At 43.1% G+C, this 16,633-nt stretch carries 1 protein-coding gene (running past one end of the window); it reads right to left on the reverse strand.

What is annotated here, in order from left to right; all coding sequences use genetic code 11:
- On the reverse strand, window positions 1–16,553 hold the beginning of the coding sequence (locus HYS07_00355) for a TolC family protein (protein ID MBI1869625.1). 17,404 nt of this gene lie to the left of the window's left edge; 16,553 of the gene's 33,957 nt are visible here — the first part of the coding sequence; its start codon is at window positions 16,551–16,553; the stop codon falls past the left edge of the window.
- Window positions 16,554–16,633: the final 80 nt, after the last annotated feature.

Genomic DNA, 16,633 nt, shown 5'->3' on the forward strand with positions numbered 1-16,633 from the left:
TTTTTAGGCTTTGCCTCCTGCCATACCTTCTCCAAATTCTCCATCAAAACATCAAACGCAGCGGTATTTCGATTGCTTTCTTTTCCTTGTTTCAAGGCTTCAGAGATTGATTTAAGATTTCCAAAAATCTCACTCAGCTTCGAATCATCGCCAATGACATCTTTTATTCCATCCAAGGCCTGATATAAATTTGCTCTCAATGGAGCTCCCTCTTCACGAAGCTTTTTTAAGCTCTCGCCCCGATGCTGATAGAAGGCGATGATGGACGTACGTTCTTCACTTAAATCCTTGGCCCTATAACGCAAATGATAATCCCCGATATCCCAAAAACTGTAAGTCCCCTGATCCACTTGATCCAAATAAACACCCAATTCACCTACCTCAATTTCGGAAGGAGCCATCAGGGGATCTGTAAAAATATTTTCAGGAAGCCCCGTACTTCCCGCTAACTGGGCCAAGATCTGACTCTCTAAATTTCCATTCGCCCGAGCATAAAGGCTATGACTAGCTCGGATGTAGGTTTTCGCTCTAAAATAAGTGGAAACTTGATCATGAATTTTACCCGTGCTTCTAAAGTCATGGCGAGTCCAGCCTTTTTTAAAGAAATATTCCCCGAAAAAGATAATCTCATTTGGAGTGAGCTCCACATCTTCACGTTCAATCTCCAAAATCATCAACACAAATCTTAAATATTCTCTCCCGTGATTTCCCAGAGAAAGGTCGGTAATCCGAGGAGCTAAAATGGTCTGATAACCTGCTATTATTTTCTGAATCTCCTTAACATCTTTTTGCTGAACGGCAAGATCAAGATTTGTTACAATTTGTTCTGCCTCTTTCTCACTAAGGCCAGCTCCTTCAACAAAAGCCTTTACAAGCCATTCACGGCCTTTTTCAAAAAGAATACGTCCCTGCAATGGATCAAGCAAAGTCTGGAATAATTTTCCCTGTAAATAACTCTTAGAACTTTCATTGGCCTTGATGGTTTCAGCCATCGCATCCAGCCTTCGGGCCATCACCGAAAGGCCCTGATCATCGATGACCAGATGAAATAAATCGAGATACTCTTTTAAGAGCGGGCTCAAATTAAAATCATCTGCAATTTTCTGCCAATTCAAAGAGGGAAGTGGAAGAATCAGGAGCGCTTTTGCATCCCCCTTTTTAAGCGCAATATAAACCGCCTCTTCAAGATCTGGTCCCAAAATATTCTTTAAGATAAATCGATCCTGAGTCGATAGAGACGTGGCCAACCGGGCCAGTCTAAAAAATTCTGCCCCTGTCGTATGGCCTTCTCGCCATAGGGTCCGAACAAAAGCCAGTGCTATTTCAGTTCTCTGAAACCCCTTCCAGAAGGAGAGAATGCGTTCTCTCTCCCTCACCTTTGGACGATCATCAAGATTATGACTCAATTGATCAAGCGCCGCCTGAGCCTCCTCACAACGCATGGCCACATCCTTTAGGAAAAGGTTCACAGCCTGCTCGATCTCAACCAAATCATGTCCTTCTAAATCCCATTTTCTCAAGAATTGATCCACATGACTGACAAGAAAATAAGTGATTTGCTTCCATTCCTCTTTCGTATAGGTCTTTCTTCGGCCCGTTTCGGACAAGGCTCTTAAAGCCTTAAGTCCACTCACTTCCTTCTCGTCAGCTCCTTTTACTTTAAGAAAGTCCCAGTTGATATACGCGATCTTTTCAAGAGCCGCTAACTTTTCATCGGTTAAATAAATCCCGGCTAAACTTTGAGCCTTTTCGACATCGCCTTTGAGATAAAGCTGAGAAACCATGGTCGCAATCATCGCAGGATCGGTCAGTGTCCAAATCACTTTTCCCAAATAACCATTCATATTTTCATTGGACCATTCATCCTGAGTGGTATCTGGCCGGTCTCGCAATTCAAACATGGCGGAATAAACAAAAAGAATACCCATTTGATCCATATTTTGAGAATCAAGAACAGCCAGTGATTTTCCTTCTTCAGGTTTTACTCCAAAAAGAGAAAGGATTTGAGGCATGTTAGAAAGCGAGGAAATTTCAGGATAATCATTCATGGCTCTTCGACCTCCCAAGCGCACCATGCGCCGATGAATTTTAAGAAGTTGATCAGGGGTGAGTGCCCTCATCGTCCCCGTCTTCACCCAAGGCGAAATCTTTCCCATACTTTTCGGATTCCAAAAACTAAATTTCTCACCTGGAGTGGGACCTTCTGGATCGCTTAAAACCTCGGTGTAACGAGGAAGTTCCTTGAGATACTTTTTAAATTCAGCCACCTTCAAAGGGGACCCTTCAGCTAAATATTCTCGATCCCACTTCTCCCAAAACATCAAAAGAGACTGAACCATGCGAGTTAGAATAGCCTGATATTCAAGTTGGACCATCTCTTCAAATTCTTTGACTGAGCGTTCATATTCTTGACGTTTATCCCGATTGGTGGTTCCATCACGTTTTTTAATGAATTCTTTCGCCATTTCTCTAAAATAACGTAATCGTCTCGTGTCCGATTCAAAGGATAAATCAGTCAACAACTCATCAACATTGGGAATATAATAAATATCCCAGAACTCAGGCCCAACAATAGCCCCCATTCTTTGAACCATGGCCATGGCTTCCTCAGGCGATTCTCCTTCCTTAATAGCATGATTGTGAATGGCTGTAATGACGCTTTGGCTAAGATAATCGGTCGAAATCCTTAAGTTCTTTCCTTGATGAATCGTTTGATAGAGCGCTTCTGCCGCAGGACGATATCTATTTTTTTCAAACTTAAGCTCTCGTCCATCTTTTAAAAGCATCACCGCCTTGGCAGCCTTTTCTTCAAAGCGCTTATTCGCCCGAATGTCCGACGCCCGGTCTTCGACACTGGAATAATTATTCTCGTAAGACCTCTTCCAGCGTTCGAACATACGATCAAGATTAACACCAGCTTCTAAAGTTTTTGGAAAAGGGGGTTCACTTCTCCTCATCATGCCCATTCGAACAAGAATATCTATCAAACCGAATACCTTCAAATTTCCATAAGGAGAACCAAATTTCTTAGAAGCCATTCCAAAACTGCGATCATCCCTCAAAAGCCCATCCCAAACAGAAGCCAAAGAGGTTGGAAAATACATCTCAATCGCCTCCGATTCGCTGCAAACTTTATTTCCATTCTTATCCAATGTTAATGCCTGAACACGTTTAATGATCTCAGGTCCAAAGAAAGCCAGAGAATCTAAATATGCACCCATGCTGTCAGAATCTAACTCATACTTGATTCGGTATTGTTCCATAAAATAAACCCAATCATTAAAGGTCATGAATCGCGGGTCTATTTTGTCAAGTTGAAGGGCTTTTAAAGCATTCTGAAGTTTCTTAATATCCCATGGAACCTCAATCCTCTGATAATGTTGAGGATAAACCGGATCCTGAGGTTTCATTTCTATACCCAAGAGCTCTCTCACGCGAGGATCTTGCATTCCCTTTACTTCCTCCTCAAAGGCATCCTCACCTCTTTTAATTTTGTCAATCACATCCGCCATGGTTCCCTTGCGAGGGCCATATTTCTTTAGATCTTCTAATTCATGCCTCTCCGCCTCCCGACGAACGCGTTCAGCCAGGTCAGACCTCATCTTACGCAAAATATCTCTTAATTTTTCCTGTGCTTCGGCAGAAAGATGTTGTGCAATTCTTGAAAAGGGCCAATTTTCTTGTAATTCATTAAACGCATCTAAAATATCCCTTCCTTGAGAATCCTGTTGAAGTCGGCTGACCCACCCACGAGCCAAATCTCGAGCGACATGAGGTTCTCCCAAAAACACGCGAGGACCTTCATCTAAAAACAATGGCCGCGTCACCAATTTTTGGGCCCCTTCCAGCAATTCAAACTCGTTATAAAACATTCTCTCTAATGAGGAAAAAAGTGGCCCAAGATCGGAAAAAGGAGACTCTATAACTTCTCCTCGGCCAAATCTCTCCTCAAGAATTGCGTTTAAATCCTGCTCTATCCAGGACTCTAAATCACTTCTCATCGCTTCAAAAATCTCATGACGTTCTTCATTGGTATGTGCAACCTTTAGACGAGAAACCCAGTCGTCAAGCGCTACAAGCATTCCATTCACAACATGTTCAGAGAGAAGCAAACGATTCTCACCTTCCTCAGAAAAAAGAGGATTCAAGTAGGAAAGAACAACAAGCCTCACCCACTCAGCTCCACAAAGGGACAGCATTTCTTCAGCCGATACATCCGGTAAAGCTTTTATCTTAGCCAATTCGTCTACTGAAAAATTGAAAGCTGTTTGAATATTTGAGCTAGAGGCTAGAGGCTCAAGGCTGATACTTTGCTCGAGGCTCGAGGCTCGAGGCTCGAGGTTAGAAGCAACTACTTCTTGCTTTTGTAATTTTGTTTGTGATTTTGTTTTTGCCTCGAGCTTCGAGCCTCGAGCTTCGAGCTGCTTTTCTGTTTCTGCTTTTGCCTCCAGCTTCAAGCCTCCAGTCTCCAGCCTGTTTGCTTCCGGCAAACTGGCCAATAATCTTCCAGGTCTTGCTCCAGGCATTCCTCCCATTTTTTGACTGGGGCCTTCCCTTAACCCAAGTCCCTTTGACTTTCCACTTTTTAGTTCCTGAATCATTTGCTTACCATCTTTCAAATCCATCCGAGGGGTATGTATAGTCGAACCTGGAATCGTAGAAATCTGAAGGCGCTGATTGAATGATTTTCCTACCTCAGGCATTGATTTTGAACCTTTGAGTCCAACCAAGCCAAGATCAAGATAGTTTGAAACCCCCGCTCCCATAAATTTTCCTTCAGCCAAAATGCTCATTCCTTTGTCCAAGGCAAGAACCATCGGAACAACTTGTTCTGTTTCTACATCTACAGCATCCAACCAACCAAACTTAGAATGATAAAGATGGGGATATTTTGCCTTTAGCACCTTCAACGCCGCAATAGCTCTCGCTGGGTCATACTGCATGGCAAGAAAGAAGGCATGAGGAGTCATCAAATGATCCGAGAAGGCGTTGCGATTTTCCATGATCCGCATCTGCCGATTTCCAGCTTCTTGATAGCCCCTGACCCCTTGAGCAGTTGAAAGACCCGCCATTATGACAGCATCATCTTTCCCCTTTCCAACTTTCTTCCCAAAATGACTCATCCCTAGTACAAAACCCTTCACCAAATTTTTATAAATGGGTGAATGCTCGTCCAAAGGAGAAAGTAAAGTTGGGAGCAAAGCCTGAAAAGCAGCGCCATCCCAAGTCTGCAAAGCTACAATCTTACGGCCTTCAAATTCAAAATTTCTTCGTGCCCGTCTCAAATTTCCTAGGAGAGAATCATCCAATTGACCTAAAGCAACCCCTACCGTCAGGGTCAGCACTGCCTCACTTCCCAAATGTTCAAAATGATATTTAGAAAGACCTACGCCCTCTTTTGCGTTAGCCCTGGTTCTATAGCCAGCACTGAGATACCCCCCATTTCTATAATTCATATCTCTAAAAAATTGATAATTTTGTCCTTCCAAAATCCCGTCCAGCAAAGAGCGGATCGCGGTATCGTCTTTAAAAGCGCCCCTAAGAACTAAAAGACTTGCCGTTAAATTTCCGTTATCCACAGTTGAAACCCAATCCTCTCCAGGGGCGAGACTGCCTGGGGTATAGGCCGCATAGAAAAATCCATGAAATTTCTCGAGTTTGCTTAATGTGCCCAAAGTCTTTAAAACTCTTTTTTGGGCTTCACTGGCCGTGATCACTCCTAAATCTCTTAATGCAACAATATTTGATAAATACATGGCCGTATTGCTGATTCGAAATGTTCTGTTTTCAATGGCAAGTTCATTCCCTGATACACGTGCAGAATCAGAAATAAGGCCACTTCCCCCATCTACCATTTTTTTCATGGCATGCCAATCGGATAAAAGGGAATGACCTACCACCGCTTTATCTTCTTCTGCAACGGCTTGAACCGGGGGAGCTTCTTCAGCAGGGGGAGAAATAATTTTAGGAGCAAGAGGTGCAGGACCTGGTTCGACATGACGCTCAAAATTTTCTCTGACAGTTTTTGCACTGATGAGTTTGATTTGTCCCATTTCCTCTGAAATATCCTTTGCGAGATCATCCACATCCACCCCACGTGCTTTTAATTCCTCCATCGTCCCCTGAAAAAGGCGAGAACTGTCCAGATAACCTCTCAGTGCATCCCCATAATCACGTATGGCCTGAGTATAATCCCCCATACTCCTTAACTGATCTGCCGTGCCAGAATTTCGATACTCTTGAGCCATGGTTGAAAGAAAGGCGGATGCATGAACAAATTGAGAGGCCGAAGCACCCAGCGCCTCCAAAGCCTTTTTAAAATTATTCCATGCATTTGTGCTCTCAATTTCAATTTGTCGTTTCAATACTTCTTTATCCATAAGGAGAGTCCCATGAAGCTTCCCATAAAATTCTCGTTTCAGCGTCCTTTTCTTTGTGGGGTCAAACTGCAAAGTATATTCCACCGTAAATTCAAACTTACCCGTTACAGCATCGTAAGCCCGAACGTCAACCTTCACCTCTCCTAGTTTTGCACGTTCCAGTCCCAGTCCTTGATAATAGAGCTGATCGGCCTGAGCCTGTAATACGGCGAGACGATGTTCTTGCAGAGCCAATTTTCCTACCTCGACCATAGGCTCTCCCGTCTTTGTCGGAACAATGCTCCCCTCTCCTGAAAGAACCCCCATCGGATCGAGCCCCAAAGCCTCAGGAAGCATTTGATCTATAGGCCAATTTAAAAGCTTTCTCATCACATCTTCGGCTTCTCCCTTCAAAGGCGAACTCAAAAGAGAGGCTTCAGAAGCCTCTACCTTGGATGCAAACTGATTGGGAGGATCTTCTTTGAGTTTTCCTTCCAATCCGGTAACAATGGTAGGCAACTCATTCATTTTCTCCACCAAAGCACGCTGATGCCACTCATCCATCATCTTGGCATACGTCCAATTATAAAGGGTCAAAAGAATCTGAAGCCGTGCTTCCCGTTTGGCCTTTTCTAATTCAGCCTCTCTTTGAGCGACCAAGGCCTCAGCCTGTTTCTTATCCGCCTGATCTTTCCAATCCGCAACATTCGTTTTAACCAAGAGTCCCCCTCTAACCCGTTCCTTGTCGGGTTTTGCCACTTCAATCACCGAAGGCCAATAACCTGGATGCCCACGAAGAGGATCATTGAAATTTTTTGGTGAGCCCTCAAGCGCCCCAATTGTCAGGGCATCCACCCCTCCTGAAGCTTCCATCTGAACAGGGGGGCGAGAAGCGTTTTTAAGAAGCTCTTTCGCTTCCTCTAACTCCTTTTGAGCATTTTTAACACCTTCCGATTCCTGATCCGCCCGCTCCAAAAACCAACTGACAGGTTTCAAATCCCATCCTGATTGTTCAGGATTTTTCTGGTTTTGGAGATTCGCTCGAGCCTGACTCAAAGGACTCTTTGGATTTTTCTCATCATAATTTCCAGGCGTCCACTCTCCCAATTGAATCAAACCAAAAACACGATCGGCATGACGCCAAAAAACACCATCTTGCATGTCAAGGGCATTGTCTCTCATCCCATTGATAATGAATTCATGATCAGGACTAAACACTCGGTCGAATTCTTCTCCCTCAGGATGCTCAACTTTATCCTTTTCGAAAGCCTCTTGATACGCTTGAATCCTTTGACGCACTTCCTCCAATTGGGTGATCTGTTCTCGTGAATGTGCATATTCAGCCCACCGCAATAAAATAAGTCGCTTGCGGTCTTCTTGTGTTCGTGCCAATGTTCTTTGAGCCCTGGCTAAGTCAATCTCGGCCGGTCCCCTACGACTCTGACTCCCCACACCTTGTAGATCAAATACACCACTCAAATTAATTCCAAAATACCAATTAGGAGTTACATTTTCTGGGGTTTGTGACTGAACGGCATCGTAAATGTTAGCAACCGATTTGGATAATGTCCCCTCAATGGCAAGCCACAAAGGATCGCCATGTTTCGCCACTTCTAGCTGCTTTGATCGCCATTCCACCAATTTTTGGGCATGTTCTAAATCGGCTTCAGGATGATAATAATGTTGGAGAGAGGTCAATAGCCGACCCATCCACAGGCTTTGACTCTTCTCATCTTCAGGGAAAGGGGGCAAAACTGCTTTAAAATCTTTATCTTTTGGATTTACAATTTGTCGAATATCCGCCTTATCTTTTGCAATTATTCCCTTTAAACCCGCCTTTTCAATCTCAAAGGCATCCCGCTGACGTGTGAGCTTTTTAACTTTCTCTTGGCGTTCTGATAAAGTTAACTCATGATCAATCGGCGCATTCCAAAAGTTGATTTCTTCTTCGATTTCTACCTCTCTCTTTTCAATCCTTCGAATGCCCATTTCAGACTCGCCATAATTTTTATAAACAGCGTAAAGTCCCTTCACAATATTGTTTTCCTCAATCCGAATAAGCGCTTCAATCACTTCACGAGATTGCGACAAAACGGCGAGTCTTTGCTCAGGTGTGGCTCCTCCAATAGGAAGGTAAAATCCGCCTTTCAATTCAGGCCCTCCTGTAATCCCAAGATGTTCACTTAATTGAAGCCAGAAAGGATCACTTGTGGCCACTCCTAAAATCGCCTTAAAAGCAACAACAAAATCAGGCCAACGACTGGCTTTTGCCGCTTCTTCTAATGCCTTCAGACGGCGAAGATCAAGATTCAAACCTTGAATCATTCCATGATCTTCAGAGTTTTGAAAAGACAGAAGAACCACATCGTGTTCATTGGTTTCAAAACTTCCATTGTCAAGTCCAAACTGTAACACTTGAGACTCTCCTAGATTAACTGCAGCTTGCCGTTCCTCTTCCACTGCCCTCATCAAGTCCAAACGGGCACTCAAAACCGCTTCTTGGGCTGCAAGTTTGATTAAATTTCGGTCCCATGCACTGATCTTTTCATCCAATCGTCCTTTTAATTCATCAATGTCGGCAACCTCATTCTCAGGAAGCACTCCTCTTTGCATCTCTAGAGCCTCTTGTTTTTCAATCACGAACAAAATTTCTAGAGCTGCCTCCAATTCTGCCTTCGCCTTTTCCCCTAAAGAATAACGGCCCCGACGAGCTTGACTTTCCTCGAATCTTTTCTTCGCCTCTTCAGCCAAAGCAAGCTGAATGGCTGCCTTCTTCTTCCCTTCCTTCCCTACAAGCCATCTAAAATCTGAAACCCTCCCCCCAACGCCCCCTTCAGTCGTTAGAGACGCATCTGGATAAGGCTTTGTATCCTCAGCGTGCTGCACCCGATGAAAAAGATCTGCATGTCCAATCACCCAGGCCCTCCAAGTTGTATTTCGTGTACGGGCCTTAACCCTCCCTTGGGCTTCCTCAACCCATTTTTGAGCCAGCTCAACACTTCGATCAGGATAAAGACCAAGAAGCAAATTCATCGTTCCATTCTGGGTGAGTAACGAACCCGTCGAAGTTGATAAACGAAGCGGCTGTGAAACGGAAAATCCTATAAACTTTTTAAACTCTAAAAGTGCATGGTCCCGCTCCTGTTCTGCCTGAATAAAGCGCTTAAGCCTCGCCTGATGCTGAGCATCAAAGGGGGCTAGACCCATTTGCTCCTCCGGGGTATCCATTCCTTCACGCACAAAAAACTCCCGGGCTTGCTTCAGAACCACATCTTCAACCCCTTTTACTCCCTCTAAAGCTTCCTGATAAGCCCGTTCAGCCATTTGAGCCCGAATATAGGTACGAGCGACTGCCACCATACGGTCATGCTCCCCTTGTTCCAATTCAAGCACACGAGCCGCAATGGCAAGACGAAAAGACTCTCTGATTCCTTTCTTCTCTCCCGTTGCCGATAAAAATTCTGCCCGCAGTGAAGCCCTGGACTCCTCTTCAGGATAAAAACCAGGATGACCCGCAAAAGCCCCTGTTCCATAAGTAATAAAAGTACGAAGAGTAGAACTCACATTAAGACCCAAAGAAAGATCTCGTTTTCCTAAAAGGTCATAATCATATTGGGCGCTTAAAATTCCGGTTTGATTGGTAAGCGCATAATCCATGGTTCCCAAAATCACCGCCGTTTCTAAGTCTAGACTTCCTTCAACAGCGTCCCTTACCCATTTTAATTTCTTTTCCAATTTCAGTCTTTCATCATTTAAAGGGTCTGTATTTTTTGCCAGTGCTCCCTCTAGAACCTGTTGATAAGCCTGTAATTTTTCTGAAAGACCCTTTCCTTTTTGTTGAAAAAGTTCTGTAAAAATCTCATTAAGAAGTTTAACGTCCGCTTGCTCAATGGAGCTGGGAGGCTGGGAAGCTGGGAGGCTGATACTTTGCTCGAGGCTAATACTTTGCTCGAGGCTCGAGGCTCGAGGCTCGAGGTTAGAAGCAACTACTTCGTGCGTTTGTGGTTTTGTTTGTGGTTTTGTTTTTGCTTCGAGCTTCGAGCCTCGAGCTTCGAGCTGTCTTTTTGCTTTTGCCTCGAGCTTCGAGCCTCGAGCTTCGAGCGGGTTTTTTTCTCCTTCTCCACTCTTTGCAACAACATCTCGAAACGCCTTCGTCACTGCTATATTTGAACCCGTCTTTTGCCATTTCACCCAGCCTGGTTTCAAAGGTTCTAATATAAACATCAAAGTAGAATATGCCCCTTCAAGTCTTTGCAAATCTTCACGAAGCGGCTTTAATCTAGCCTCTAAAAGCTGACGCCCATGATCATCTTGAGCTGCCTCTAAACTTTCCTTCCACCCAGCAACTTCTCTTCTTTTAGCTTCTAAGCGCTCTAAAGTCTCCTCAGCACTTCTAACTAATTTAAGATAAGCTTGCCCTCCTTCCATTAGAGCTCGAAAATCGACGGCTGGCTCAGACGGAGGAGGTGGTAATTCCCCAGCCTTTAATTGCTTCACAATACCCAGGGCATATAAAAAAACCATCACTTTCAAAACCCCTTTACGAAAGAGGGGTTTAATAACAAGCTCATACCAGGAACGATTGGGCTTCACAAAAACAGTTTTTAAAAATTCGATTTCCTCTTTTGAAAAATTCTGACCTCGAATCACTTGTTTAAAATCCTTGTGTGACATAGAAGATTCGCCGCGTCCGTAAAGCTCTCTAAAAGTTTGAGCAAAAACTGAATCGTGATCTCCCAAAAGCTGATACCACTCCGGACGGCGGTATTTCCTTGAAAAATCTAACTTTTGAGGAAGTGATAGAAAACCGTCGTAAGGCTTCCATCCCCCTTGGGGATTGACCAAAGGAAGATATTTCCGACTTGCATTCTCACCAGGTATATAACGCAAGAAGCCCAGAGGCCCTTTTCTATCTGAAAGAATCGCTATAACCTCATTTGAAGCAATATTCGTCAAACTTCCTGAAGCATCAACCTGACGAAGCCAAGTTTCAAGTTCACCTCTTTCTGATGAAACCAAAATTTCTTTGGTTCCCTTTCCGCTCCTTAAATAGATGCGATGATGCTCTTCAAAAAAAACTTTTGGCATTTGCCAGAAAGAAGGTTCTTGAAGATCTAAATGATGGTCTCTTAAAAAACCCTCTCGCTCACTTAATCGTAATTCAACCTGAGATCTTAAAAGGTCTAATTCCCTTAGGAAATTGCGACGGACCGCTCGATCAGCAAAATTAACTGTGGTCAAATTAATCATTAAAATATTTTCATCCACTCGGAAAGCTGGGGCATCCACCTCTCCTTGTTCAAAACGAATTTCGATCCTCCCCAAAGAAGGGTTCTGTCTGATAATCGGATAGGTCTCTACAAGTCTTGCCTCAACCTGTATTCGCATTCTTTCAACAGCTTCAACAACGCTTCCAGTGTAGTCGCCCGATTTATCGGGCCGTTCATGCATGGCCCCATGAATGGGGCGACTACAAAAACTGGAAGCAAAGAAAAGGGCCAAATGAATCCGATTTGAAAAACGTGCGGCAGCTGTTTTTAAAGTAGTTTGAAGGGAAAAATCTATCGTCTCTTTTAAAGCGGCTGGCAAGGCAGTATCAACACAAGCGATCAAAGACTCATACCGCATGCAAATAAGAGAGGCCAATTCTTCGATCGTTTCTTTTTGATCTTGCGGCGCCCCGCGAAGATAAAGCTCCATCATCTCCTGATAATCAGAAGCTCTCAGATAAATTTTAAAGGGGTCAAGCTTTGAAATCCTTTCATCATCAGCCACAATGGCAATCTCAACAAGACCCAACCCCATTCCTCTTTCTTCAAGCTGACTCAAATAAGGACTTTCTTTAAAAAGAATGGCCCTTGCCCTCTCCAGCATTTCATCTTTAAGAGTTCTTACTCTGACTCCATGAATAGGCTGTCCCTCAGTCTGGCTAGAAGCTAGAGGCTGGAGGCCAGTACTTTGCTCGAGTCTGGTACTTTGCTCGAGGCTCGAAGCTCGAGGCTCGAGGTTAGAAGCAACTACTTCTTGTGTCTTTATTTGTGTTTGTGTTTTTGCCTCGAGCTTCGGGCCTCGAGCCTCGAGTTCTTTTTCTTCCTTTTCCCTTGTCAAATTCAACCCCATTTTTATTAATTCAAGTGTCATAGGAAAAGAAAAGCCCAAGAAAAGTATACCCTTCAATACCATGGACAAATCAATTCCAAAAACCTCACCTAAAACGGTAAGAAGTGTTGTAGCACCCACTGCTACAAGTAAAATGGATATGCTGCTATTTTCCCAACGAATCACAAAGTTTTCCAACACGCTTCTTAAACGAATAAGCACGGTTAAAATCTTAGAAACTGGTTTTTCGGCTTTAACTTTATAAAGAGCATCACCCTGTAAAAAAGGATTATTTGGAACATCCCCTTCGCCATAAGTCAGAGTAAGCGCTGCCGAAGATGAGATTGAATGAGAGGTCGCCTCCTGAACCGCACGAGTTGCAACAGCAGAAGCAACTACTTCCTCAGCTGGATGAACTACAGGAGCAATAGAAACCAGAGTCTCCACTTGAGGTTCAAGAGCAAGAGGCGCGAGGGTTAAAATTTGACGAGCTGAGGCAACAAGAGCGGTTCTCTCCTCTAAAGGTTTTTCTAACTCCTTGACCATCTGACGCAAGACCTGTAAATGAACAGCCGAAAGTTGATCCGCATTCTGAAGTTCAAAGGTTTCCAATACCAAAACCAACATCTTCCCTGAATATCCCTCTCGAAGATGTGAACTTCTTTCTTCTACATACCGAATAAACCTCTCTAGTTGCTTTGATTTAAATCCCTGTTGAGAAAACTTCTCAAGCAATGTATGACTACTTTCAGAATTTTGAAGTCGTACAACTTCCCTGGGAAAAGCGCCAATCTGATCGGTTAATTTTTGTCTAAAAAAAGATTCATAAGCCATGATTTTCATTCTTGCAGAAGGTCCTAAATATGCTTTTGCCAAATCTAATCGATCACTTCTATCTTCTTTGAGCAAACGCTGAAGTTTTTGAGGAGGCATTTTTTCAATTTGGGCTGCGTCATAGGCTGTCAGTACGGGTAATCCATCTTCATCAAAACCAAAGGCCAGCCTTTCTTGCATAGCAGCCAATCGATGAGGTCGTCTTTGATATTCTTGAAGCGTTTCATTGTAATTTGAAATGGCATCAACCACTTCTTTTCCAAAATACTGACTCGCAAAAGCAATTGTGTCTTTTGTATCCTGTTCAGACAACCTCAAAAACCTTTGAGGCACAAGTGTCTTCAAAAAAGATTCGACATGTTCACGGGTTAAAGTATTTCCAAATTTCTCCATCAGACTGGACGTCTTCTTTTCAATCAAAACTCGAACCGCCTGATAGGGTCGTTCCATCTGAGTTTGCAAAGCAACTTGAGCTTGCAGAACAACATCCCAAGTTGCCTCCTCGGCCTCATGATAAACAGCTTCCAAAATATGAGCATCCTTTGCCAACAATCTCCCTACAACAACAAGAGATCTAGTGATAATAATCAAATCCTCTCCATCAAAAAAATGATAGGCATCCATTCCCTGAGGCATTTTTGCATCCAAAATAAATTTTGCCGTGATTTTCAAATTCTTAATTTGGATCTGTTCGACTCGAGAATTACGAGCCCTTTGAGCCCATTCCTTTAAAACCGATTGAGGAATTTTTATAGCATCTTCATCATCAATATCCTTGTGAGCTCCTCCTGGAGATAACGTTACTTGTAAGTCTGAATAGGATGTGAAAACATTTTCGATCTGGGCAAGCATATCCTCTAAAGACCCTCCCGTATCTAATTTTGCTTTGATCACATGGGTTCCAAGCTGGATTGGAAATATTAAAAACCGTTCACCTTCCTCAAATTCCATAACACGTGTTTTAGAATGAATGCTTCCAATCTGCTCATGACTTAAATCCTGAACTTTCTCCGTTGCAAATGCCCTTAAAACTGTCTCCCACTCCTCATCTATTTGCTTTTCAATATCAGGACTGAGTGTTCTATTCTTGAACTCTTTTTTAATCGCCATGATTTTAAAAAGCGCAATCGCAACAGATTGCCCTGCCCCTACAACCCCTGCAATGCTCTGAACCTGTTTTCTATCTTTCTCCGGCAATTGAGAGGCAAAGCGTATTAATTCCAGTACACTTGTACACTGCAATATCCTCGCCAAGGATGAACCTTCTTTTTTATTGAGATCGAGGAGCATTTTTTCCAAAGAGGAGGCTTCATTTCGAATCACGGAAAGATAAGGGGTTTTGAGTTTGAATTCTGTGATGCGAGGGGCAACGACGACGTATGAAAGGCCTTTTTCCTGAAGGCGCTTCATCATCCCTTCGGTATGAAAACCTCCGGTATAAAGAATGGCAATCGGACTTTTATTTTTTTCCATACTCTGAATTGTATTTTCAACCATTGATTCTTCACGCTGCTCTGAATATTCGTAAAATTTCTGTAGAGATGAAAGATGTATGTCGAGCGATTGTGAAGCTTCTAATAAGCTCGAGGCTCGAGCCTCGAGCTTATTTTCCAGTTCCTCTATCCCATTAACAATACCAGTCGCCGATATTCTTCCCTGATTCTGAAGGTAATACTGAAACTGAGTTTTCTTCAGTTCGAGCAAAAATAAATTTTTTAAAATCACAAAATCATCTTCAATCTGACGCAGTTTTTTCTCTTCAGGAGTCTTAAGCACTTTTTCTTGGAGAGATCGACTGATCGCGTCACATTCCTTCAAAAGTGGGTCACTATCAATCTGATGATGGAGTTCGACCATTTTTATATAAAGATCAAGATTGGGGTAGGAAGGCTTGAGGATAATACTTTGCTCGAGGCTCGAGGTTCGAGGTTCGAGGTTAGAAGCAACTACTTCTTGCGTTTGTGGTTTTGTTTGTGGTTTTGTTTGTGTTTCTGTTTTTGCCTCGAGCCTCGAGCCTCCAGCCTCCAGCCGCTTTTCCGGCTTCGAGCCTCGAGCCTCGAGCCGCCTTGGTCTATCAATTAAATGGTCTTGATTAAACACTATTCCTGCTCGCTCCACTATTTCAGCAAGATAGCTATAATATTCCCACGCTTCCATCTTCTCGAGCCTGTAATACAAACTCTTCGTCATCAACTGAACGACTTCTTCCTTGACCAATGTTTTACTTAAAACATCCAAAAGTTTGATTCTTTCTTCCTCTACTTTTTTCATATCAATTTCTTTTTCAAGATCCGATACTTGAAGCATGAGATTAAAATTGGTATACAAATATTCTTTCATAACCCCTCCATCTCCCCTTAAATTAAGGGGAGGGTGTTCCGCTCTCACATTCAGCGAAGGGTTCTCCCCTCTTAGATTAAGAGGGGATGGGGGAGTTAAATTAATTCCAAATTTTTCCATCTCCTCCTTCAAAAACCTCCCATAATCAGCAAGCTCCATAGCGCCACTCACATAATCTTTTTCTCTTTTCAAAATTTCCAGAGCTTCTTTGGAATAAATTTTTTCTCGAAGGGATTCAATTTTTTTCTCGATTTTGTTAAGCAAAGGGAGCGCCTTTTCTTTAAGATCTAAGTTCTGATTAAATTGAAAAACATGTTCAAAATAATATTTCATGTTTTCAATCCCCTGAAGAGGTAAGGGGCGGTCTTTCACGATGGATAAATATTCTGCCCCAGAAATTTTTCCTTCTTTCATGAGATAATTGGCAAGGAGCTTTCTAATTTTTGGATCAGGAAAAGAAGTGAGAAGTGAAGTATCGACGGGACCTCCCGCAGCTTCAACTCCAATCATGTTGAGGCCATGAGATTCGTGCTTCTGAAATAAATCTTCGATAATCTTCGCTGAGTTGGATTGTGCTTCAAAATGGCAGTGAACATCTTGGATGTGAATAACCAACTTCTTATCTTCTGATCCCTGATGGCGTTCAATAATGTCACCGAGGTTAGAGGGAATTGAGATGTTTAAAGAGCTCGAGGCTCGAGGCTCGAGGCTCGAGGTAAATGCACTTCGTGTTTTTGCTTCGAGCTTCGAGCCTCGAGCCTCGAGCCCGTTTGCTTCTAGCTTGTTTTTTGCATCGAGCTGTTTTTCCTGTGCCCACCCAGTATCCCAGAAAAGGGTATTGAAAAAAAAGGTGACCAGGGTCACCCTAGCAGCCCATTTTATTCCTCGGTGCCTTCTCAGGTCCTGGAATTGATTGATCATATTGGCAAATCTCCACTTACATCTATAAACGTACTCATAAATAAGGACATTTGCCAGGGCCAAAAGGTCAAAAAAATGTT

The sequence above is a fragment of the Chlamydiota bacterium genome (assembly GCA_016178055.1).
GTDB lineage: Bacteria > Auribacterota > JACPWU01 > JACPWU01 > JACPWU01 > JACOUC01.